General features: G+C 72.3%; 12 protein-coding genes. 1 reads left to right on the forward strand and 11 read right to left on the reverse strand.

The features are described 5' to 3' along the window. Positions 1–3: 3 nt before the first annotated feature. Entirely contained in the window at positions 4–912 is a 909-nt protein-coding gene (locus H9645_RS01460; RefSeq protein WP_191727957.1) for a DnaJ C-terminal domain-containing protein, read from the reverse strand. A gap of 158 nt (positions 913–1,070) precedes the next feature. Between H9645_RS01460 and H9645_RS01465 the strand changes: the two genes are divergently transcribed. After that, complete coding sequence (locus H9645_RS01465) at positions 1,071–1,547, forward strand: peroxiredoxin (protein ID WP_191727958.1); 477 nt, start codon at positions 1,071–1,073, stop codon at positions 1,545–1,547. Between the two features lie 34 nt (positions 1,548–1,581). Here the strand turns inward: H9645_RS01465 and pbpC are convergent, their stop codons facing one another. The 10 genes from pbpC to H9645_RS14315 form a co-directional block, all read right to left on the reverse strand. Continuing rightward, positions 1,582–3,999 (reverse strand): penicillin-binding protein 1C, encoded by a 2,418-nt coding sequence (gene pbpC / locus H9645_RS01470; protein ID WP_191727959.1) that lies wholly within the window; start codon positions 3,997–3,999, stop codon positions 1,582–1,584. A gap of 90 nt (positions 4,000–4,089) precedes the next feature. Next, positions 4,090–9,009 carry an alpha-2-macroglobulin family protein gene (locus tag H9645_RS01475; protein WP_191727960.1) on the reverse strand — a complete coding sequence of 1,640 codons (4,920 nt, stop codon included), beginning with the start codon at positions 9,007–9,009 and terminating at the stop codon, positions 4,090–4,092. Between the two features lie 112 nt (positions 9,010–9,121). Beyond that, on the reverse strand, positions 9,122–11,803 hold the full coding sequence (gene gyrA, locus H9645_RS01480; RefSeq protein WP_191727961.1) for a DNA gyrase subunit A: 2,682 nt from the start codon (positions 11,801–11,803) through the stop codon (positions 9,122–9,124). A gap of 310 nt (positions 11,804–12,113) precedes the next feature. Next, a complete protein-coding gene (gene mtnA / locus H9645_RS01485; protein WP_191727962.1) occupies positions 12,114–13,184 on the reverse strand; it encodes an S-methyl-5-thioribose-1-phosphate isomerase in 1,071 nt (356 codons plus the stop codon). Positions 13,185–13,327: 143 nt separating this feature from the next. Beyond that, positions 13,328–14,278, reverse strand: coding sequence for an EF-P lysine aminoacylase EpmA (gene epmA / locus H9645_RS01490; RefSeq protein ID WP_191727963.1), 951 nt, complete (start codon positions 14,276–14,278; stop codon positions 13,328–13,330). Next, on the reverse strand, positions 14,275–14,754 hold the full coding sequence (locus H9645_RS01495; RefSeq protein WP_318240473.1) for a GNAT family N-acetyltransferase: 480 nt from the start codon (positions 14,752–14,754) through the stop codon (positions 14,275–14,277). The genes epmA and H9645_RS01495 overlap by 4 nt, the downstream gene beginning before the upstream one ends. Further along, positions 14,751–17,147: an NAD-dependent DNA ligase LigA gene (gene ligA, locus H9645_RS01500; protein ID WP_191727964.1), complete on the reverse strand. Its 2,397-nt coding sequence runs from the start codon at positions 17,145–17,147 to the stop codon at positions 14,751–14,753. The genes H9645_RS01495 and ligA overlap by 4 nt, the downstream gene beginning before the upstream one ends. Positions 17,148–17,298: 151 nt before the next feature. Continuing rightward, a complete protein-coding gene (zipA, locus tag H9645_RS01505) occupies positions 17,299–18,054 on the reverse strand; it encodes a cell division protein ZipA (protein ID WP_191727965.1) in 756 nt (251 codons plus the stop codon). A gap of 33 nt (positions 18,055–18,087) precedes the next feature. Then, the gene (gene smc, locus H9645_RS01510) at positions 18,088–21,591 is read right to left on the reverse strand and encodes a chromosome segregation protein SMC (protein WP_191727966.1); all 3,504 of its coding nucleotides are present in this window, start codon (positions 21,589–21,591) and stop codon (positions 18,088–18,090) included. 141 nt (positions 21,592–21,732) lie between these two features. After that, positions 21,733–23,955 (reverse strand): LVIVD repeat-containing protein, encoded by a 2,223-nt coding sequence (locus H9645_RS14315; protein WP_191727967.1) that lies wholly within the window; start codon positions 23,953–23,955, stop codon positions 21,733–21,735. Between the last annotated feature and the right edge of the window lie 65 nt (positions 23,956–24,020).

Genomic DNA, 24,020 nt, shown 5'->3' on the forward strand with positions numbered 1-24,020 from the left:
CCCTCAGCGCCGCCGCCACTCCCCGGAAAACGCCTCCCTCAGCGCGTCGTAGGCGACCTTCTGCGCTTCGTCGCGGGGCGCGGGCGCCTGCACTTCAAGCTCCACGATCTGGTCCCCGTCGGCCTGGCCACCGCTGCCCGGCAGCCCGCGGCCGCGCAGGCGCAGCCGGCGACCGGCTTCCGAGCCCGCGGGCACCTTCAGCTCGACCGTGCCGCCCAGCGTCGGCACGCTGACGCTGGCACCCAGCGCGGCTTCCCAGGGCGCGACTTCCAGCGCGTAGAGGATGTTGCGGCCGTCGACCTCGAAGCGTGCATCGGTGGCGTATTCGACCTCCAGCAACAGGTTGCCACCGCGCTCGCCCTGCCCCGCCAGGCGGATCACCTGGCCCGGACGGATGCCCCTGGGCACCTTCACTTCCAGCGTGCGGCCGTTGACGGCGATGCGCATCGCGCCGCCCTTGTGCACGGTCTCCAGCGGCACCACGAGACGTGCGCGCGTGTCGCCACGCGGTGGCGCGCCGAATCCCGGCCCGCCGCGCTCCTGCGCCTGGCGCCGGAACAGGCTTTCGAAGAAGTCGCTGAAGCCGCCGTTGCCACCGCCGCCGCCGCCGAAGACCTCCTCGAAGTCGAAGTCCTGCCCGCCACCGTTGCCACCGAAGCCACCGGGCGGCGGATGGATGTCGTCGCCGGGACGGTAGCCACGGGAGCGCAGCTGGTCGTAGGCCTTGCGGCGTTCGGGGTCGCGCAGCGCCTCGTAGGCCTCGTTGACGGCCTTGAACCGGTCCTCGGCGTCGGACTCCTTGCTGACGTCGGGGTGATATTTGCGCGCAAGCCGCCGGTAGGCGGTCTTGATCTCGGCATCGCCGGCGCTGGGTTCGACGCCGAGGATGGCGTAGTAGTCCTTGAACTGCATGCATGCTCCAGTCGCGCGGCAACGGGGCGCGGCGGCCGCGGCAGGGTAGCAATATCGGGGCGGCGCGCGACAAGGCAAGCCCCGTGCAGCACGCCGTGGCACCATGGCGGCATGGCGCGCGAACCCCTCGCCGCCCACCGCGAACACGGAGCCCCCCCATGCCCATCCAGCCCGGCGACGCCATCCCCGAAGTCACCCTCAAGCACATCGACGACGGCGTGCACACCATCGACACGCCGACGATCTTCGCGCACCGCAAGGTGGTCCTGTTCGCCGTGCCTGGCGCGTTCACGCCCACCTGCTCGGAGCGACACCTGCCCGGCTTCGTGGAGAAGTTCGACGCCTTCCGCGAGCGCGGCATCGAGGTCGCCTGCATGGCGGTCAACGATCCCTTCGTGATGCAGGCCTGGGGCGAGAGCCAGAACGTGCCGCAGGGCCTGCGCATGCTCTCCGACGGCAACGGCGATTTCGCGCGTGCGCTCGGCCTGGAAATGGACGCCAGCGCCTTTGGCATGGGCCTGCGCAGCAAGCGCTTCGCGCTCTACGCCGAGGACGGCGTGGTCAAGCAGCTGTTCGTCGAGGCGCCGGGCGAATTCAGGGTGTCGTCGGCCGAGCACGTGCTGGGCGCGATCTGAGGTTCCGCCGGCCGGCAGGTCTCCCGCCGGCCGCTCAGGGGGCGACGTCGAAGGCCAGGCTGGCCCAAGCGCCGCCCTCGGCCAGCGCGGTCAGCTGCTGGCGTCCGGCGTCGGGGAATTCGCGCCAGAGCGGCTGGCCGCCGCGGGTGCGGCCGACCAGGCGGCCGTTGAGCAGCCACTGCACCTCGCCTTCCGCACCCGTCGCGCGCAGGGCCAGGCGCGGCGGCCGCTCCGATCCAGGCGCGCGCAGCAGCAGCGCGCCGTCGTTCACTCCGTCGATCCGCAGCGCCAGGGCACCGCCGCGCCCGTCATCGGCGCAGTCCGGCGCCAGCGGCGGCAGGCGCGCGGCGGCACGGTCCGCGGCGCCCAGCCAGGGAGCAGCGAGTGCGGGCCAGCGCGCCACGTGGCGCAGTTCCCGCCGGTGCGGCGCGGAACAGCTGGCCGACAGCCTGCGGCCGCTGTCGGCATCCACTTCGATCCGTTCCAGGCCCGCGCTCCAGCGACGGGCCTCGCGCTCGGGCAAGGTCCGCGGCACCACGCCGTCGAGCACCCAGGCGTCCATGCGCCGCCGGCAGGCAGCCTCCGGCTGGCGTTCCAGCGCGGTGCCCAGCGGCCAGCACACGCTGCGCGAGGCGACGCTCGCCGGCTGCGGCAGGCGCGCGTCACCCGGCCGCCGCGGCAGGCTGTCGAAGACCCGGAACAGCAGCGGCAGCGCGGTCACCGCACCGTACTGGCCGGGCAGCGGCGTGCCGTCCGGCCGCCCCACCCAGACGCCCACGGTGTAGTCGCGGGTGGTGCCCAGCGCCCAGGCGTCGCGATAGCCGTAGCTGGTGCCGGTCTTCCAGGCCACGCGCTGGCGACCGCCGGTATCGAAGGTGTCCACGCGCTCGCCCGGCCGCGGGTTGGCGGCGAGGATGTCGTGCACGATCCAGGCCGCGCCCGGCGACAGCAGGCGGCGGTCGACCACCGGATCGCCCGTCGCATAGCGCACGCGTCCGGCAATGCCGCCTCGCGACAGCGCGGCGTGCGCGCCGACCAGGTCCTCCAGCCGCGCCCCGGTGCCGCCGAGGATCAGGCTGAGGTTGGGCTGCGAGCCGCGCGGGAAGCGCAGGCCGATGCCGGCATGGTCCAGGCGGGCGGCGAAGCGCGCCGGCCCGACGCGGTCGAGCAGGTCCACCGCGGGCACGTTGAGCGACAGCCTCAGGGCATCGGCCACGGAGACCGGACCGTTGAAGGCGGCGTCGAAGTTGCCGGGACGGTAGCCGCCGAAGGACTGCGGCGCATCGACCAGCAGGCTCTGCGAATGCACCAGGCCATCGTCGAGCGCCATGCCGTAGAGGAAGGGCTTGAGCGTGGAGCCCGGCGAGCGCCAGGCGCGCACCATGTCCACGTGGCCCAGGCGCGCGGCATCGCCGAAGCTGGCGGTGCCGAGGTAGGCCCGCGCCTCCATGCTGGCGTTGTCGACCACCAGCAGCGCGGCCGAGGTGCGCTCGGGGAGCTGGCCGACATGGGCGGACAGTCGCTCTTCCAGCATGCGCTGCAGGGAGGCGTCGATGGTCGAGCGGATGCGTTCGGCCGCCGGATCGCGCGCACGCAGGCGCTGGGCCAGCAGCGCCGCCGACAGCGGCGGCTGCAGGGCGCGGGCGACCACCGGCTCGATCCGGGCGTCGTCGACTTCGGCGCGGCTCCAGCGCCCGCCGACGGCCATCCGTTCAAGCACCTTGTCGCGTGCGCGCTGCGCGGCCTCCGGCGCGCGGTCAGGGCGCAGCCGGGTCGGCGCCTGCGGCAGCACCGCGAGCAGCGCGGCCTCGGCATGCGACAGCCGCGCCGCCGGCTTGCCGAGGTAGGCCCAGCTCGCCGCCTCCACGCCTTCGATGGTGCCGCCGAAGGGCGCGCGCTCGAGGTAGAGCGTCAGGATCCCGTCCTTGGAGAGATGCGCCTCCAGCTGCAGGGCACGCAGGATCTGCCGTGCCTTGCCCGCCAGCGTGCGCGGATGCGGCTCGAGGATGCGCGCCACCTGCATGGTGAGGGTGGAACCGCCCGAGACGATGCGCCCGCTGCGCGCCGCCTGCCAGGCCGCGCGCAGCAGGGCCACCGGGTTCACGCCGGGATGGTGGCGGAACCAGCGGTCCTCGTAGGTGAGCAGCGCTTCGATGTAGAGCGGCGACACCGTCGCCTCGGAGGCGGGGTAGCGCCAGACGCCGTCGGCATCGGCGAAGGCGCGCAGCGGCGTGCCGTCGCGCGCGGTGACCAGGGTCGCGTGGTCGCGTGCTTCCGGCAGCGGGGGTGGAAAGGCCAGGTCCAGGACCAGCAGCGACAGCAGCAGCGCGACGCTGCCCCAGCGCAGGACCGCACGGACGCGCCGAAGCCGTCCGCGCGGGCAGCCGGCGTCGACCGTGGCGGGCGCGGCGCCGGCGCTGCCGGGATCAGGACCGGCGCTGCCCCGGGTCATCCGGACCAGACCGCGCCCGAGGCACGACAGGGGCTTCGTTTCGGGACGACAGCGCGCCCCTGATGGCTTGGGCGGAGCAGGCTCCGGCGGTCACGGCTGCACCACCGTCAGCCGCTCCGGCTGCGCCTGCCCCACCCCGCGCAGCTCCGGACGGTACATGTCCTCGGCCAGCGGCGGCGGCACCGCGTATTCGCCCGGCGTGACCGCGCGCACCAGGTAGAAGACGTCGGCGGCGCGGCCGGCATCGAGCTTCAGCGCGGCGACGTAGCGGTCGTCGCGGAACTCCTCGTGCAGCAGCTCGGCGGCGTCGCCGCGGTCATCGAGGCGGATGCCGCCGACGACCACGTCGGCCCAGGCCGAGGCGTCGCCGAGGTTCATGTTCTCGACCTCAAGGCCCGCCGGCAGCAGCTCGGTCAGCAGCGCGTCGGGCATGCTCCGGTCGGCGGTGAGGGTCACCCGCACCACCAGCGCCTCGCCTTCGCGCAGCGGGCGCGGCGTCCAGGGCTTGCCGTCGGGGGTGTACCAGCGGCGCTCGACCTTCAGCACGCTCGCCTCGGGCGCCGGCGCACTGCGCGGGATGCCGGCCACGTCCATGCTCGCGTACATCGGAGCCTGCCCTTCCGGCACCAGGCGCACGCCCGCCGCCAGGGCTTCATGGCCGTAGACGCGGGAGAAGCGGCGCATCGGCGCCAGCGCCTCCTCCACGCCGGCCTCGCTCAGCCTGCCGCTGAAGGTCCTGCCGGATCCGGCCAGCTCGCGTCCCAGGCGCGCGATGGCCGCCTGCTCCTGGGTGCTCAGGTAGAACCAGCGCGCCTTGCGCCGCGCGTCGAGCTCGGCGCCGAGCCCGCGCAGCGCGGCGCTGCGCTTCGGCGTGGCGACGTCGTGCTTGTGCACCAGCGCCTGCATCAGCGCGGCGTCGCGCAGCGGCGTGCCGTAGTCGCCGAGCCAGCCCGGGCGGTCGCCGTTCCAGCCGAACGCCTCGTCCAGCGCCGTGTCGCCGCGCGCCTTGTCGCCCTGCAGCGACAGCGCCAGGCCGAGATGCGCCAGCGGCATCGCGCTGCGTGCCGACTTCCGGTAGCCGTCGTGGAGCGCGCGCAGCGTGCCCAGCGGCGCGCGGTTCACGCGTGCAAGCACGTAGCCGGCATGCGCCTTGTAGGCCAGGCGCAGGTGGCTGCGGTTGTCGCTGCCGTAGAACTGCTCGCCGTCGGACAGCAGGTCCTCCGACATGCGCGACAGGGCGCGCTGCAGCATCGCCTCGGGCACGTCGAAGCCGGCCTCGCGGGCGTCGAGCATGAACTCGGCGACATAGGGGGTCAGCATCGGCTGCGTGTCGCCGCTGCCGCCCCACATGCTGAAGTGGCCCGAGCTGGTCTGCAGCGCCGCCAGCCGGCCCAGCGCGCCTTCCATGCGCTGGCGGCGTGCACCGTCGGGCAGCGGACTCATGCCCCAGGATTCGGCCGTGGGCGTATCCAGCACCAGGGCCGCATAGCCCTTGCTGGTGGTCTGCTCGGCGCAGCCGTAGGGATAGCGCAGCGCGCCCTCGAGCGCGGCGGCGAAGGCGATCGGCGGCGTGGCACTGAGGCCCAGGCGCGCGTTCACCGAGCCCGGCAGCATGCCTTCGGCCAGGGCCGGATCGAGCACCACCGGGGCCAGCGGATCCAGCACCAGGCTGCGCGAGCGCAGCAGCTGCGGCCAGGGCGCACGCACCGGCAGCTCGTAGCTGCGATCGACCGCGACGCCTTCGCCGTCCACGCGCACGCGCACCTTGCCGACCTCGTGGCCGTCGAGCGCACGCAGCGGGAAGGACAGCGTGCCGCGGCCGTCAACCGCGAGCTTCGCCTCGCGCGTGCCCTGCTCCACTCGCAGCGGCCCGACGCCGTCCACGCGCACGCGGAAGTCGCCGGCCCTGCCGGTGAAGTTGGCCAGGTCCAGGGTCACCGTGGCGCGGTCGCCCGGCGCCATCACCCGCGGCATGCTGGCCTCGGCGACCAGCGGCGCGCGTACCAGCAGCTCGGCATCGCGGTGGCCGTAGGCGTCATCGCCGAACACCAGGGCGGAGACGCGCAGGGTGCCGTTGAAGTCGGGCAGCGTGAATTCGACCGTGGCATTGCCCTTGGCATCGAGCTTCACGGGGCCGGAGAACAGGTCGACCGTCTGCACCCGCGCGGTCGGACGACGCGCCTGCGGCAGCGCCTCCAGGCCCTGGTCGCCGCCGAAGCGCAGGCGCGCGGTGCCGCCTTCAAGGCTTTCGATCACGCGGCCGTAGACATCGTAGGCGTCCACGCCCAGGCGACGCTGGGCGAAAAAGTGGCGGCCGGCATCGGGCACCGGATAGCGGGTGATGTTGAGGATGCCGACGTCGACGGCGGACACGGTGGCGTGCGCGGTCCTGCCGGCGAGCCCGGGCACCGCGAGCGTCACCCGCAGGGTGTCGTCGGGCCTGGCCTGCTTCGGAAGCGACAGGCCGACGGCCACCTGGCGGTCGCCGCGCGCCATCGGTACGTGGGCCACGCCCACCGCGCGCGCCGGCGTCACCTTGCTGCTGGCGCTGCCGCCCCGGAACACCAGGGCGGTCACGTAGACGTCGTGGCGCTCCCAGTCTTCGGTCACCGGCACGTTGAACGTGCTGCCCGCCCGGGCGTCGATCGCCTGCACGTAGAGCAGCCTGTCGCTCTCGACCAGCAGCAGGCCCTTGCCCGGATGCGGCGGGGTGACCGTCACTTCCAGGGTGTCGCCGGCGCGGTAGCCGGTGCGGTCCAGCGCCAGCTTGACCTTGTCCGGGCGCGCGTCGAGGCCGCGGTTGTCGTCGTCCCAGCTCCAGCCGGCGCGGAAGGGGTAGCGGGTGACCAGGCCGGTCTCGGGGTCGCGCGCCTCGATCCGGTACTCGCCCCACTCCACCGGGAAGTCGACGCGCGTTGCACTGGCGCCGGCATCGACGCTGCGTGTCTCCACCACCTCGAAGCGGCTGGTGTGGCTGTAGGTCCAGCCGTCCTCTTCGTCGAAGTTCCAGTGGTAGTCGCGGCGCTCGCGCACCAGCTTCAGCTCGAGGCCGGCCAGCGGACGCGGCGTGCCCTGGGCGTCCACGCGCAGGATCTCGAAGCCGGCTTTCGCATTGGCGTCGCTGCCTTCGGCGTCGTCGAACAGCGGGCGCACGCCGACCAGCGCATCGGCGGGCCAGAGCACGCGCTCGAGGCTGCGGTTGACCGTGCGGCCGCCGGTCTCGTACAGGCTGCCCGCGACCACCACCGACACCGGCGTGTCGCCGCGGACCTCCGCGGGCAGGACCAGGGTCTGCTGCAACTTGCCCTCGTCGTCGAGCGCGGTATCGACCACGTCGCTGGCCTCGCGCGGCAGCGTCACCGTGGGATCGCCGAAGAACCAGCCCGGCATCGACTCCAGCGGATGCTGCTCCACCGCCACCGCCAGCCGTGCGGTGAAGCGGTTGCCCGCGGCCGGCGCGCCGTAGAGATAGGCGCCGGTGACGTCCATCTTCAGCGCATCGCCCCTGGCCAGGCGCTGCTGCGCGCTGTCGAGCTCGAGCTTCATGCGCTCGGGCAGGAACTCCTCGATGCGCAGGTCCATGCCCTGCACCAGCTCCTTGCTGGCCGGGTCGGTGCGGAACTCGACCTGCCAGCGGCCGGTGGGCGCCTCGACCGGGATCTCCTTCTCGAAGCGGTAATAGCCCTGCGCGCCGGGCTCCAGGCGCGATTCCACGAACACCTTGCCGTCGGGCTGCTTCAGGCGCGCGAACAGCGGCTGCGCCTTGCCGGCGGCCGCGGCCGGCACCGGCTTGCCGTCGGCGTCGCGCAGCAGTGCCGAGACGCGCACGGTCTCGCCGGGACGGTAGAGATCGCGGCCCGACCAGGCGAAGACCTCGAACCAGGCCTGCCTGCGCCCGGCCACCGCGAACTCGGAGAGATCCAGCGCCGGCTGGTTGAAGGGCAGCATGGACACGTCGCTGCCGCGGCTCGCGACCAGCACCTGCGCGGCGTCGAGCCTGTGCTCCAGCACGGCGTTGCCGTTGCCGTCGGTCTGGGCCTTGAACACCGGCTGCCCATCGTCGCCCAGCACCTTCAGGTCCACGCCGCCCAGCGCGCTGCCGTCGCGCAGCGATGCGGTGTGCACGAACAGCTGGTCGGCGTGGGCGCGCACGTGCAGGCCGATGTCGCTGACGCTGAAGAAGGCGGTGTCGTACATGCCGTCGAAGCTGCCGGCGCGCTTCATGGTGGCGAAGTACAGGCCCGGCTGCTGCAGCTCGGCGATGTCCTGCAGCGGCAGGTAGGTGACCGCGCGCTCGTTGCGCTCGCCGCCGAGCACGAAGCGGTTGACGTAGACCGGGTCCGCCATGCCGGCGACGCTGCGGCTGCGCCGGTAGTCGCTGTCGAGCTCCCAGCCGCTGCGGCGGCCGCCGCGCTGGTAGTGGGCGAAGAAGCGCGGCAGCTCGGACTCGCGCACGCGCAGGAACTCGACGTCGACCTCGGCCACGTTCACCGACACCACCGGCAGCCCGCGCGATTCACGCGCCGGCAGCACGCTGCCCTGGGACGCGAAGCCGGCGGCCGGCTTCAGCTCGCCGGTGTGCACCTTCCGCTCGATGTCGCGGCCCAGCGTGCTGCCATCGGCCGCGGTCAGCGCGGCCGAGATGCGCAGGGTGTAGTCGCGATTGGCCTCGACGAAGGGGAAGCGCAGGATCCGGCCCTCGTCGTCCAGGCTCCAGCTGCTGTCCTCGCCCACCGGTTCGGCGAAGGTGAGCAGCCGGTCGAAGTCCTGCGTGCCCACCAGCGGCTGCGAGAACTCGACGGCCAGCGCCAGCGAGCCTTCTTCCTCGTCGGGCCAGGCGCGGACCAGGCCGAAGCCGTCCACCGTGGCGCGCTCGGCGACGATGGCCTCGCCGCTGGGTGCCGGGAGCTGACCGCCCTCGTTGCGCTTGCAGCCCACGGCCAGGAGCGCCAGCAGCACGGCACCTGCGGCGAGCAGCCGCAGGCCGGTCGAGCATCCGATTCCCTTCATGGCGCGTCCGTCGTCAGCAGGAGTCGCCTGCAGTATAGGAGTGCCGTGACATGCGGGGGCACGACACACCCCTTGCAGGAGCAGCTATCGCTGCCCCTGCATGGCGTCGGGGTCAGTCTGCTTCGGGGGTGGCGGCGTCCTGGCCGCCATCGCCGTCGTCGTCACCGTCGCCGATCGAACCGTCCACGCGCTCGATGGCCTGCAGGCGCTCGCCCTCGCCCAGGCGGATCAGGGTCACGCCCTGGGTGTTGCGGCTGACCACCGAGATCTCGGCGGCGCGGGTGCGCACCAGGGTGCCGCCGTCGGAGATCAGCAGCACTTCGTCCTCGCGGCTGAGCAGCACCGCCGCCACCAGCGCGCCGTTGCGCTCGGTGGTCTGGATGCCGATCACGCCCTGGGTGCCGCGGCCCTTGCGCGGATACTCGGACAGGCGGGTGCGCTTGCCGTAGCCGTTGGCGGTGGCGGTCAGGATGTAGGCATCCGCCTCGCCGTCCTGCTCGCCTTCGCCGGATTCAACCACCTCGGCGCTGCCCTCGATGACCGCGTCGTCATCCTCGGACTCCTCGACGCTGGCCGCGGACCCGGCCACGATCAGGCCCACCACCGACTCGCCTTCGGCCAGGCGGATGCCGCGCACGCCGGTGGCGGTACGGCCCATGGCGCGCACCGTCGATTCGTCGAAGCGCACGGCCTTGCCGTTGCTGGCGAACAGCAGGATGTCGCGCGAACCGTCCGTCAGTTCCGCGCCGACCAGGGCATCGCCCTCCTCCAGGTTGATCGCGATCTTGCCGCGCGCCAGGCGGAAGGCGAACTCGGTCAGCGGGGTCTTCTTGACCGTGCCGCGCGCGGTGGCGAAGAACACGTACTGGTCCTCGCGGTACTCGCGCACCGGCTGCACGGCCTGGACCTTCTCGCCCTCTTCCAGCGGCATCCAGTTGATCAGCGGGCGGCCACGCGCGTTGGCGCCGGCCTCCGGCAGCTGGTGCACCGGCAGCCAGAACACGCGGCCGCGGCTGGTGAAGGCCAGCAGGGTGTCGTGGGTGTTGACCAGCCACAGCTGGGCGATGAAATCCTCGTCCTTGGTCGCCGCCGCGTTGCGGCCGCGGCCGCCGCGCTTCTGCGCGCGGTAGGCGCTCACCGGCTGGCGCTTGGCATAGCCGGCCTGGGACACGGTCACCACCACGTCCTCGGGCTCGATCAGGTCGAGGATGTCGAGGTCTTCCTCGCTGGCGCGGATCTCGCTGCGGCGCGCGTCGCCGAATTCTTCCTTGACGTTGCGCAGCTCGGTGCGGATCACCTCCAGCAGCACGTCCGGATCCTCGAGGATCTCGATCAGGCCGCGGATGGTCTCGAGCAGCAGCCTGTATTCCTCTGTCAGCTTTTCCTGCTCCAGGCCGGTCAGGCGGTGCAGGCGCATCTCCAGGATCTGCTGCGCCTGGACCTCGGTCAGCTGGTAGCCGTCGGCAAGCAGGCCGACGCCGGCGGGCAGGTCTTCGGGGCGCGAGGCCTCGGCGCCGGCTGCGCCCAGCAGCGCGCCGACCAGGCCCGGCTGCCACAGCTGCGCCAGCATCCGTTCCTTCGCGACCTGCGGGTTCTCGGAGGTCTTGATCAGCTCGATCATCTCGTCGATGTTGGCGAGCGCGACCGTCAGGCCTTCCAGGATGTGGGCGCGGTTGCGCGCCTTGCGCAGCTCGAAGATCGTCCTGCGCGTGACCACCTCGCGGCGGTGGCGCACGAAGGCCTCGAGGAAATCCTTCAGGTTCAGCAGCTTCGGGCGGCCGTCGACCAGGGCCACCATGTTGATGCCGAACACCGACTCCATCTGCGTCTGCTGGTAGAGGTTGTTGAGCACCACCTCGGCCGAGTCGCCGCGCTTGATCTCGATGTAGATGCGCATGCCGTCCTTGTCGGACTCGTCGCGCAGCTCGCTGATGCCCTCGAGCTTCTTCTCCTTCACCAGTTCGGCGATCTTCTCGATCATCCGCGCCTTGTTCACCTGGTACGGGATCTCGGTGACGATGATCGACTCGCGGCCGTTGTCGGCCACTTCGATGTCGGCCTTGGCGCGCATGCGCACGCGGCCGCGGCCGGTGCGGTAGCCGAGGTGGATGCCGCCGACGCCATTGATGATGCCCCCGGTGGGGAAATCGGGGCCGGGGATGTATTCCATCAGCCCGTCGATGTCGATCTCCGGGTTGTCGATCAGCGCGATCAGCGCGTCGATCACCTCGCCCAGGTTGTGCGGCGGGATGTTGGTGGCCATGCCCACCGCGATGCCGGCCGAGCCGTTGACCAGCAGGTTCGGGAACCGGGTCGGCATGACCGTCGGCTCCAGCTCCTTTTCGTCGTAGTTGGGCTGGAAATCGACGGTTTCCTTGTCGATGTCGGCCATCAGCTCGTGCGCGAGCCGCGACATGCGCGCTTCGGTGTAACGCATCGCCGCCGCGGAGTCGCCGTCGATGGAGCCGAAGTTGCCCTGCCCGTCGACCAGCATGTAGCGCAGCGAGAACGGCTGCGCCATGCGGACGAGCGTGTCGTAGACCGACTGGTCGCCGTGCGGATGGTACTTACCGATCACGTCACCGACGATGCGCGCCGACTTGTAATAGGGCTTGTTGCTGTGGGCCCCGAGCTCGGTCATCGCGAACAACACGCGCCGATGCACCGGCTTCAGGCCGTCGCGGACGTCGGGAAGCGCGCGCCCCACGATCACGCTCATGGCGTAATCGAGGTAGCTGCGGCGCATCTCGTCCTCGAGATTGACCGGGATGATTTCCTTGGCGAGCTCGGCCATTGCGACCCTTTCGAAAGTGGTTCACGGGGCTGCCCGCGGCTGCCGCGCCGACCTCGCGCGCAGGCTGGACAGAACCTGTGGATTCTATCACAACGGCGCGGTCTCCGCCCGCCCGATACCGCTGGAAATCAAGGACTTGCGGCGGCGGACGGGTGCTTCTGGAACCCGGGACACTTACCGGACGGCATCCTGCAGGAGCCGCTATCGCGGCGACCACCTCGCGACACGGCAACGGTCGCCATCGCGACAGGCCAATCGCCGCGATAGCGGCTCCTGCAGGCGCGTATACCGATGGCAGACGGCGACGCGCTCAGCGGCCGAACAGCGCCTGCATTCCCGACAGATCCGGGCGTTCGACGATGCCCCGCTCGGTCACGATCGCGTCGACCAGCGCGGCCGGCGTGACGTCGAACACCGGGTTCCAGGCCTGCACGCCTTCGGCCACCGTGCGGCTGCCGCCTGCGGCCAGCAGCTCGGCGGGGTCGCGCTCTTCGATCTCGATGAGATCACCCGAGGCGGTGTCCATGTCGACGGTCGAAGACGGCGCCACCACCATGAACTTCACCCCGTGGTGGCGCGCGGCGATCGCCAGCTGGTAGGTGCCGATCTTGTTGGCGACGTCGCCGTTGGCGCAGATGCGGTCGGCGCCCACCACCACCCACTGCACGCCGCCGCCCTTCATCAGGTGCGAGGCCGCGGCGTCGGCGATCAGGGTGGCGTCGATGCCGTCTTCCTGCAGTTCCCAGACGGTGAGCCGCGCGCCCTGGTTCCAGGGTCGCGTCTCGCCGGCGTAGACGCGCTCGACGCGGCCCTGGGCGACGCCGGCGCGGATGACGCCCAGCGCGGTGCCGAAGCCGGCGGTGGCCAGCGAACCGGTGTTGCAGTGGGTGAGCACGCCGCTGCCGGCCTCGATCAGCGAAGCACCGAGCACGCCCATGGCGTGGTTGGCGGCGAGGTCCTCGGTCTCGATCGCGCGCGCCTCGGCCTCCAGCGCGGCGCGCCAGTCGCTGCCCTCGCCCGCCTGCGCGCGGAACAGCGCGGCGCGCATGCGTGCGAGCGCCCAGGCCAGGTTCACCGCGGTCGGGCGCGCGGCGTTGAGACGCTGCAGGGCCGGCTCGAGGCGTTCGGCGGCCTGCGCGGCGTCATCGGCCTCGATGTCGCGCGCGGCCAGCACCGCGCCCCAGGCCGCGGCGATCCCGATCGCCGGCGCGCCGCGCACGGCCAGCGCGTGGATCGCGGCGGCGACGGCGTCGCTGTCGGTGCAGGTGACGTAGTCGGTGGCGAACGGCAGCTTGCGCTGGTCGAGCAGTTCGAGCGCCTCGCCGGTCCAGCGGATCGGGCGGATGCGGTCGTAACGGGCGTAGTCGATGGCGTCGGTCATGCGGGGATTCCAGGCAAGTGGGGGGTGGTGACCAATTCCGCGCTGTCGGGTGGGCGTGGGGAGATGCCGGGGGTCGCAGCTGTAGCTGCTCCTACAAGGTCCGGCGCGGTCATCTGTAGGAGCAGCTAAAGCTGCGACCACGCTTACGCGCGCCCGAAGTCATAGGCCAGCACGTCGGCGATCGCGCCGGTGCCGAGCATCGCCATCAGCAGCCGGTCGATGCCCAGCGCCACGCCGGAGCATTCCGGCATGCCAGTGGCCAGCGCGTCCAGCAACGCCTCGTCGATCGGGGGCTGCGCCACGCCGCGGGCGGCACGAACGCCATGGTCGCGCTCGAAGCGCGCGCGCTGTTCGGCCGCGTCGGTGAGCTCGTGGTAGCCGTTGGCCAGCTCCAGCGGGCCGAGGTAGAGCTCGAAGCGCTCGGCCACGTCGACGTCGCCGCGCCGCGCCACCTTCGCCAGCGCACACTGCGAGGCCGGGTAGTCGTGCATCGCCAGCAGCTGATCGGCGGGAAACGCCGGCTGGATGCGGTGCGTCATCAGCAGGTCGAGCCAGTCGTCGCGGGTCAGGCCTTCGGGATCGACGTCTCCGGCAAAGGCCGCCTGCAGCTCGCCGACGGAGGCGGTCATCGGATCGAGGCCGAGCGCCTCGCGGTAGACGTCGCGGAAGGAGGCCTTGCGCAGCGTCGCCTCGCGTCCGACCAGGGCCAGCGCCGCCTGCACCAGCGCCGCGGTCTCGTCCACCAGCGGATCCAGCGTCCAGCCCACGCGGTACCACTCGAGCATGGTGAACTCGGGGTTGTGGCGGCCGCCGGCCTCGCCGTCGCGGAACACGCGGCCGAGTTCGTAGCAGTCGCCCAGGCCCTCGGCCAGCAGGCGCTTCATCGGGAACTCGGCCGAGGTGCGCAGCCAGCGCGTGCGCGGCGCGCCGTCGGTGCGGCCGCTGAACTCGAGCGTGAAGGAGGCGATGTTGGGATCGGTGTTGCCGGCGCGCGACATCACCGGGGTCTCGACCTCGAGCACGCCGCGGGCGTCGAAGAAATCGCGCACCAGGCGGTTGAGCCGCGCGCGCAGGCGCAGCGCCTCGTGGCTCATGCGCCGTCTCCCGCGAACGCGAGGCTGAGGATGTCGCGGTCGTCGTCGCGGAAGCCGTGGCGCAGGTAGAGCGCCTTCGCGCGCGGGTTGTGGCGGTTCACCTCCAGGCGCGCGACCTCCGCGCCCTGCCCGCGGGCCCAGTCGCAGGCGGCCGCCAGCAGCGCGCCGCCCAGGCCGCGGCCGCGCGCCGCCGGCTCCAGGTACAGCTCGTCGACCAGCACGTGGCGGCCGCCCTGTTCGATGCTGAAGCACCAGCCCAGCACCAGGTAGCCGACGCGCTCGCCCTCGACCTCGGCGAACAGTGCGGCGCCAAGCGCCGCATCTGCCAGCAGCTGCTCCAGTCCGCGTCGCACGCGCGACTCGTCGAGCGGGATCCGGTCCTCGGCATAGAAGCGCCGCAGCATGTCGAGCAGCACCGGCAGGTCGCCAGGCTCCAGCGCGCGCAGCGACAGCGTCGCACCGGCCGTCGCGCTCACGGATGCACCTCGAGGAAGGCCAGCAGCCGCGCCTCGTCCCAGACCTCGATGCCCAGCTCCGTGGCCCTGGCCAGCTTGGAGCCGGCTTCGGCGCCCGCCACGAGGAAACCGGTCTTCTTCGAGACGCTGCCCGAGACCTTGGCGCCCAGCGCCTCCAGCCTGGCCTTGGCCTCGTCGCGACCCATTGAATCAAGGGTGCCGGTGATCACCACGGTGACGCCGTCCAGCGGCCCCGTGGCCGCCTCCGCACCTTCGGGCAATGCCGCCAGCAGTTCGGACTGCATGGCCGCCGCGGCCAGCAGCATGCGTGCGTTGGCGTCGTCGGACAGCCACTCCGCCATCGCGGTCGCGGTCTCGTCGGGCAGCCCGGCGATCACGAAGTTGTGGCGCTCCTGGTCGAGCAGCGCCGCGGCGTCGGGGAAGGCGTCAGCCAGCTGCTTCGCGCGCAGCGGCGTCAGCTTCGGGATGCCGGAGTCGGCCAGCAGCTGCGAAAGCGTGAGCCCTTCGCGCAGCTTCGGCGACGGCGGATGCGCGTCGGTGATCCGCACGCCCGCGGCCAGCAGGCCGTCGATCACCGCCTGGTTGCCCGGCTGGTCGAGGAAGTGGCCGAGCGCGCGTGCGACCTCGTCGCCGATGTCGGGCACGCGCTTGAACAGCGGCCACGGCGCGCGGCGGATGCGGTCGAGATCACCGAACCAGGCGGCCAGCACCTTGGCCGTGCTCTCGCCGACGTGCTCGATCCCAAGCGCGAACAGGAAGCGCTCCAGCGTGGTCTCGCGGCTGCGTTCGATCGCGGCCACCAGGTTTTCCGCCCACTTCGTCGCGACCTTGCCGGCCTTGACCGTCTCCGGCGTGGTGCCGTCGCGCTCGTCGGCGCGGCGCTTCATCTCGACGAAGTCGTCGACGCCGAGGCGGTAGAGATCGGCGACGCTCTCCACCTGGCCGAAGTCGACCAGCGCCTGGATCAGGCGCTCGCCCAGGCCCTCGATGTCCATCGCCCGCCGCGAGGCGAAGTGGAACAGGCCCTGCACGCGCTGCGCCGCACATACCAGCTCGCCGCTGCAGCGCGCGACCACTTCGCCGTCCTCGCGCACGATCTCCGAGCCGCAGACCGGGCAGCGGTCCGGCATCCGCCACGGCGTCGTGCCCTCCGGCCGGCGCTCGGGGATCACGCGCACGACTTCCGGGATCACGTCGCCGGCGCGGCGCACGATCACGCTGTCGCCCACGCGCACGTCCAGCCGTGCGACCTGGTCGGCGTTGTGCAGGGTCGCGCGGGTCACGGTCACGCCGCCGACGTGCACCGGCTGCATCAGCACCCAGGGCGTGACCGCGCCGGTACGGCCGACGTTGACCTCGATCGACTCGACGATCGTGGCCTCCTCCTGCGCCGGGAACTTGTGCGCGATCGCCCAGCGCGGCGCGCGCGAGACGAAGCCGAGGTCGGCCTGCAGCTCGTGGCTGTCGAGCTTGTAGACGACGCCGTCGATGTCGTACGGCAGCGCGTCGCGGGCCTCGCCGATGCGGCGGTAGTAGTCGAGGACGCCGGCGAGGCCGGTCGCGCACTCGACCAGCGGCGACACCGGCAGCCCGAGGCCACGCAGCCAGGCCAGCACGCCGGAATGGGTGTCCGGCACGCGCGCGCCGGACACCTCGCCCAGCGAGTAGGCGAAAAAGGCCAGCGGGCGCTTCGCGGTGACCGCGGGATCGAGCTGCCGCAGCGAGCCGGCTGCGCCGTTGCGGGGATTGGCCAGCGGCTTCGCGCCGTGCGCCAGCGCCCAGTCGTTGTAGGCCGCGAAGCCCGCGCGCGGCATGTAGACCTCGCCGCGGACCTCCAGCACCGCCGGAATGCCCGGACCGGCCGCACCGTCGGCAGCGATGGCGTCGCCGCCCTCGCCCACCGCCTCACCGCCGCGCAGCCGCAGCGGGATCGCCCTCACCGTGCGCAGGTTGGCGGTAACGTCCTCGCCGGTGGCGCCGTCGCCGCGGGTCGCGCCGCGCACGAACAGACCGTCCTCGTAACGCAGGCTGATCGCAAGGCCGTCGAACTTCGGTTCCACCGAGAACACCGGCGCGTCCTCGCCGGTCTCGCGGACGATGCGTTCGACGAACTCGGCCACCTCGTCCTCGCTGAAGGCGTTGCCCAGCGAGAGCATCGGCACCGTGTGGCTGACCTCGGCGAACTTCGGGGACGGCAGCTTGCCGACGCGCTGCGTGGGCGAATCGGGGGTCGCCAGCTCCGGATGCGCGGCCTCCAGCGCATCCAGCTCGCGCAGCAGGCGGTCGTACTCGGCGTCCGGGATCGCCGGCTCGTCGAGCACGTGGTAGCGGTGGTTGGCGTCGTCGATCAGGTGGCGCAGTTCGGCGGCGCGCTCGAGGGGAGACTGGGACATGCCCCGGATTGTCCCCCGCTTTCACGGGAGCCGCTACAGCGGCGGGGGCGCGCGTTCTTCGTGGGAGCGGCTGTAGGGAGGGGGGGGCTCGTGGCGGGACTGGTCGCAGCTGTAGCTGCTCCTACAGCGGCTCCTGCCGTTTCTGCTGCGGTTACCAGCTCGGGCTGCGGGTGATCTGGACCTCGTGCTCGCGGTCGTAGGTGCGCATCTCCTCGCGCAGGTGCGCGATGCGCTGGCGTCCGAGCGCGTTGCGCTGCTCGTCGAGCAGCACGCCGTCGAGCAGGTCGGCCATGCGCTCGGCGGTGGGCAGCATCGCATCCCAGGCCTCGAGCGCCGGCACCGGCGCCGGGAGCGTCAGGAAGAACGCGATCGCCGGCGTCTCCATCGACTGGATGCCGTCCATCTCGAAGCTGCCCGGCTTGCGGATGTTGGCCACGCTGAACACCGGGCCCCGCTCGGGATGGCCGCTGACCAGGCGGTGGAAGACGCTGAGGTGGCCAAACGTGAGCCCCGCCTTCTCGGCGGCGACCACGATGTCCGGTCCGCGCAGCACGTTGCCGGCACGCGCGGCGATGTAGAGGGTCACGATCCTGTCGAACTCGTCGCTGACGCGGCGGCCGTACTGGCTGACGGTGGCGCCGGCGGTGCCGCCCACGGCACCGTCGAGCAGTTCCATCTCGGCCTGCACCGTGTCCTCGCCGGCGGCATCCGCGCCCTCGCCCAGTTCGCGCTCGAGCTGCGCGCCCAGCGTGGGCTCCATGCGCTCCTCGCGCGAGGCGGGCGCGTCCTTCGCCGGGACGCGGCGACCCTGCGGACTGCGCGGGCGGGTGCCGAAATACCAGATGGCCGCGAACAGCAGGACGCCGACGACCAGGATCCCGATCCGCAGCAGCCAGGTGTCAGTCATCGTGGTCTCCGTGTAGAAAAGATTCGTCGGACGTCAGGCGGCGCCGGCCAGGCGCGCGGCTTCCGCGAGGTCCACCGACACCAGCCGGCTGACGCCGGGCTCGCGCATGGTAACGCCCGAGAGCTGCTTCGCGGCCTCCATCGTGGCCTTGTTGTGGGTCACGAACAGGAACTGCACCTTCTCGCTCATCTCGGTGACCATCGCGCTGAAGCGGCCGACGTTGGCCTCGTCCAGCGGCGCGTCGACCTCGTCGAGCAGGCAGAACGGCGCCGGGTTGAGCTGGAAGATCGCGAACACCAGCGCGACCGCGGTCATCGCCTTCTCGCCGCCGGACAGCAGCGAGATGTTGGACACGCGCTTGCCCGGCGGGCGCGCCATGATCGCGACGCCCGTGTCGAGCAGGTCCTCGCCGGTGAGTTCCAGGTAGGCATGGCCGCCGCCGAACAGGCGCGGGTAGATCTCCTGCACGCCGGAGTTGACCCGGTCGAAGGTGTCCTTGAAGCGGCCGCGGGTCTCGCGGTCGATCTTGCGGATCGCATCCTCGAGCGTCTCCAGCGCCGAATTGAGGTCGGCGTCCTGGCTGTCGAGGTATTCCTTGCGCTGCGCGGCCTCGGCATGCTCCTGGATCGCAGCCAGGTTGACCGGTTCCAGGCGCCGCAGCTTCGCGTCGAAGTCGGCGACCATGCGGCCCCAGGCACCGGCTTCGGCCTCTTCGGACAGGCCGGCGACGACCTCCTCGAGCACGAAGCCGGCCTCGGTGACCGCGGCGGTGAGCTGCTCGGCGTGGATCGCGAGCGCCTGCTGGTCGAGTCTGCGCTGGGCGATCGCCTCGCGCTGGGCGAGCGCCTGCTCGTCGCGCTGGTGGCGGACCTGCTCGTACTGGCGCAGCCCGGCATCGACGCCGTCGAGCGCGCTGCGCGCCTGCGACAGCAGCTCTTCGGCGCGCACGCGCTGCGCGAGCGCGGCCTGGCGCTGCTGCTCCAGGTCGTCGACCGGACTGTCGCCGGAGGCAAGCTGGGTCGTGATCTCGCCCAGGCGGGTATCGAGCTGGCCGCGCTGGCCGCCCATGCGCTGCAGGGCCTGGCGCAGGCCGTTGGCCTGGGTGCGCTGGGTTTCCAGCTGCAGCGCCAGCGCGTGTGCCTGCTCGCGCGACTCGCGCGCCGCGGTGCGGGCCTCGTCACGGGCGGCGGCGAAGCGCGCACGCTCGGCCTCCAGCCCGCGGCGGATCTCCTCGAGTTCGGCCATGCGCGTGACCGCGTCTTCCAGGCGGCCGCGTGACTCGCGCGCCTGCTCGCCGCTGCCGGCGATGGATTCGCCCAGCTGCGCCAGCTCGGCGTCGATGCGTTCGATGCGGTTGCGGGCCGCGTCCAGGCGCCCCTGCTGGCCCTGCAGCCGGCCGGCGAGCTCGGAGATGCCGCGGTGTGCGTGGTAGAGCTGGCGCTGCGCGTCCTCGCGCGCCTGCTCCGCGGCCAGCAGGCGCTCGCGGCCGCTGGCCAGCGCCTCTTCCAGCTCGCCTTCGCGGACCTGCAGCTGCTCGATGTCGTCGCGCAGGCCCTGGATCTCGCGCTCGCGCAGCAGCGCGCCCTGGCGCGCCGCGCCGGAGCGCAGCACCCGCAGCCAGCCGGCGCCGAGCCGCTCGCCGTCGCGGGTGATCACCGAATCGCCAGGCTCCAGCCGCGCCTGCAGCGCACGCGCCTCGGCCAGCGAATCGGCGACGTGCAGGCGTGACAGCAGCCGGCGGATCGCCAGCGGCCCGCGCACGCGCGACGCCAGCGAAGTCGACGCGAATTCCTCATCGCCGCGCTCCGACGACACCAGCGCGATGCGGCCCTCGCCCAGGTCGGCCAGCGCCTCGACCAGCGTCCCGGGGCTGTCGACCAGCACGCCCTCGATCATCTGCCCGAGCGCGCCTTCGACCGCGTTTTCCCAGCCCGCCTCGACCTCCAGCGCCTCGCCGACGCGCGTGGACGAATCCAGCCCGTGCTGGCGCAGCCAGGCCATCGCCGCGCCCTGCTCCTGGCCCAGCGCCGCGTGCTGCAGCGTCTCCAGCGAGGACAGGCGGCCGCGGGCCTCCTGGGCCTGCTTGCGGACTTCGGAGATCTCCTGCTGCGCGGCGCGCTGCTGGTCCTGCAGGTCGAGCGCGGCCTGCTTGCGTGCTTCCAGGCCTTCGTTCAGCCCTTCCAGCGCGATCTTCTGCGCCTCGTGTTCCTCGGCGACGCTCTCGAACGCCTCCGCCAGCGCCTCCAGGTCCAGGCCGGAACGCTCGGCCGACAGCGCCTCGCGGCGGCGGTCGGACTCCAGCGACTGGCGGTCGAGGTAGTCGACTCGGGTGCGCTCGACATCCGCGGCGCGCGCGGCCTCGCCGGCCTCGCGGCTGTACGCGTCCCAGCGCTCCTGCCAGTCGGCCAGCGCGGCCTCGGCGTCGCGCAGCGCATCCTGGCGGGTTTCGTCGCTTTCGCGCAGGGCCTCGAGCGCGGGCTCGGCCTCGGCGATCGACTCTTCCAGGATCGCCAGCCGCTCCTCGTCGCCGCTGATGTGCTGCGCCAGCTCGGCGATCGCGTCCTCGGCCTCTTCGCGGGCGCGCAGCAGGCGCTGCGACAGCTCGCGCTGGTGGGCGATCTGCTGCTCGATGCGGGCGAGCGTGCCGCCCACCTCGTAGCCGGCGGCCTGGGCACGGCTGAGCGCGTCCATGGCCTCCTCGCGCTTCACCCGGCCTTCCTCGAGCTCGCGCTCGGCTTCGCGCTGTTCGGCGATCAGCTGCTGCAGGCGGGTCTCGTCCTGCGCCAGCTTCTCGCGCATGCCCGACAGCTTCGCGTCCAGCGCGCGGAACTCCAGCGCCTTCCACTCGGCGTCGCGGATCCGGCGCTCGGCCTGGATCGCGGTGTACTGCTCGGCCTGCCGCGCCTGGCGCGCCAGATGGGTCAGCTGTTTGCCGACTTCCTCGCGCAGGTCGTTGAGGCGGTCGAGGTTCTCGCGGGTGTGGCGGATGCGGGTCTCGGTTTCCTTGCGGCGCTCCTTGTACCTGGAGATGCCGGCGGCCTCCTCGAGGTACACGCGCAGCTCCTCCGGCCGCGCCTCGATGATCTGGCTGATCATCCCCTGTTCGATGATCGAGTAGCTGCGCGGCCCCAGGCCGGTGCCCAGGAACAGGTCGGTGATGTCGCGGCGCCGGCACTTCGCGCCGTTGAGGTAGTAGCTGCTCTGGCCGTCACGCGAGACCAGGCGCTTGACCGAGATCTCGTTGAAGGCGGCGAATTCGCCGGTGATGGTGTGGTCGGAGTTGTCGAAGATCAGCTCGACCGTGGCCTGCGACACCGGCTTGCGCGCGGTGGAGCCGGAGAAGATCACGTCGGTCAGCGAGTCGCCGCGCAGCCGGCTGGCCGAGCTCTCGCCCATCACCCAGCGCACCGCGTCGATGATGTTCGATTTTCCGCAGCCGTTCGGCCCCACCACGCCGGTCATGTTGGTCGGCAGGTGCAGGACGGTCGGGTCGACGAAGGACTTGAATCCGGACAGCTTGATCGTGGACAGGCGCATGCGGCGGTCGGTGGCCTCGGCGTCGCACGGGCAGGCCGTGGCGCGGTCGGTGACGGGAACTACAGCGTGAATGCGGCCCGGAGGCCGCAATCACCGCAGTATAGCGGCACCCGGCTGGCCGGATGCCGCCCCCGCCACCCCTCAGAACACCACGTGCAGGCTGACCCCGTCGAAGGCCGCTGTGCCGGTCGCACGGATGTAGTGGAGCCCCGGCGCCGGCTTCTGGACGCGCAGGTTGCCGGTGCCCGTCGCGTCGGCCACGCCGTCTTCCGGCACCGCCTGATGGCGCGACTCCAGCCGCAGCCGGCCGCTGCCGCCGGCCGTGAGCACAGTGAAGTTGCGCACTCCGGCCGGCACCCGCACCGCGAACAGGTAGTCGTCGCCCTGGGCGCCCGAGAGGCCGGTCGCCGGCTCGCGGGGGCGCAGCAGGCGCGCGTCCGGTCCCAGCACGTGGACGCCGGTGTTGCCGCCCAGGGCCAGCAGGCGCTGGTCCTCCGTGGCCAGCAGGCGCGACGGCGGATTGCCGCCCATCGGCGTGAGCGCGACCAGCTCCGGGTGCGCCGGGTCGGCCACGTCGAGTTCGTGCACGCCCGCCGCGTCGGCGAACCAGGCGCGGTCGCCGGCCTGGGCGACGCGGGTGTAGCTGAAGCCGTCGCCGCCGAGGTACTGGCCGATGACCTTGGGCGCGGTCGGCGTGGCGATGTCGATCACGCGCAGGCCGTCCGCGCAGGCCAGGTAGGCGCGGTTGGCGGCCTCGTCCACGGACAGGTCGAAGGACGAGCCGCAGCCGTCGTCGACATGCGCGACCGGCACCGGCGCGCCGCGGCCGGACACGTCGTACACCTGCAGCCCTCCGCCCCGTTCGGCACCGGACTCGGCGGTCTGCGCGACGAACAGGTAGCCGCCCGAGGCATGCATGCGGAACGGCTGGTTGGCCAACGGGATCTCCGCGCGCACGGCCGGTGCGGCCGGATTGGCGATGTCGACCACCGCGAGCCCGCCGCCGTTGGTCCAGCGCCCCACGTAGGCACGCGTGCCGTCGATGGCCAGCGTGGCGGCGAAGGGATGCTCCAGCCTGCCCACCTCCTTCGGGCCGCCCTGGGCGTCGAGGTCGACGGCCACCAGGCCGTAGCCCCAGGCGGCCATCCAGGCGATGTCGCCGGCCAGCGCCACCTGCTCGAAGCTGCGGCCTTCCAGGCTCTTCGGCAGGCTGGCTTCGACCCGCGCCAGCGGCGCGAGGGTGTCGGAGTCGTTGACGGTCAGGCCGTAGTTGGCCTGCAGCAGCACGGTGCGGCCCTCGTGGATCGCCGCGTCCACCGCCAGCACGCCGCCCGGCACCCAGGAGGTGGCCAGCTGCTGCGGTGCCCCGGGCCGGCTGACGTCCAGCGTGTGCACGAGGTCGGTGGTGGTCTGCAGCAGCATGTGGCTGGACCCCAGCGCGGTGCCGTGCCGGCCGGCGAAGCCGTCGATCTTCGACTGCAGCACGGGCGCGGGCGCGTCCGGATCGGCCACGTTCCAGACGCCCATGCCGGGACCGTAGCCGAAGCTGTAGACATGGTCGCCGACGCGCGCCCCGGCGGTGGCCGGCGGGATCGCGATCGATCCCCGCGTGGTCACGGCCGCGGCGACGTTGTAGACCGTCAGGTTGTTGCCGATGCCGATCGCCTGCTGCGGCCCGCTGAGGACGCGGAAGGTGTCGATCCCGTCGAGGGCTTCGTTGGCGACGCGGACCGGCGCCCGCGGATTCGAGACGTCGTAGATGGCGTAGACCGTCCTGCCCGACCAGTTGCGGCCGCTGGCATGGAGGGTGTTGCCGTAGGCCCTGATGTCGGTGAACTGCGCCGGCAGGCCGTCCTGGCCGGTGGCCTCGAACACGGGCGCGGCCGGGTTGGCCAGGTCGGAGACCAGCAGGCCCTGCTCGTTGTCGAAGAGGTACAGGTGGCCGTTGGCCACCGTCATGCCCACGGCGCGCCGGTACTCGCCCGGCCCGTAGCCGGTGTCGTCGCGCAGCCGCCGGGGCGCACGCGGATCGGCCAGCGACCAGGTGGTGACGCCGCTGCTGCCGTCATAGCCGTACCAACTGCCATAAAGATGGTCGCCCACGCGCACCAGGGCGTTGATGGCGCCGCCGGCCGGGGCGGCTGCCGGAAGACGCAGCGGACGGGCCGGGTCGGCGTAGTCCCAGGCCGCGACCACGCGGCCGGTCGCCATGAAGACCAGCGACCCCGAGACCACGGGCGGCGCGGAGATCTCGCCGCCGCGCAGCAGCGTCAGTTCCAGCGGTTCGGCCGCGGCCGCGGCAAACGGCAGGGCCAGGACCAGGGCGGTTGTCAGGGCGCGACGCGCCAGGGGAATCGGCTTCACGGAGGAACCTCGTCGGGGTGGAAAGGTGCATCGAGCCTGCCCCCGGCGCGCCGCCGCGACACTCC

It is taken from the genome of Luteimonas colneyensis, from assembly GCF_014836665.1.
Taxonomy (GTDB): Bacteria; Pseudomonadota; Gammaproteobacteria; order Xanthomonadales; family Xanthomonadaceae; genus Luteimonas; species Luteimonas colneyensis.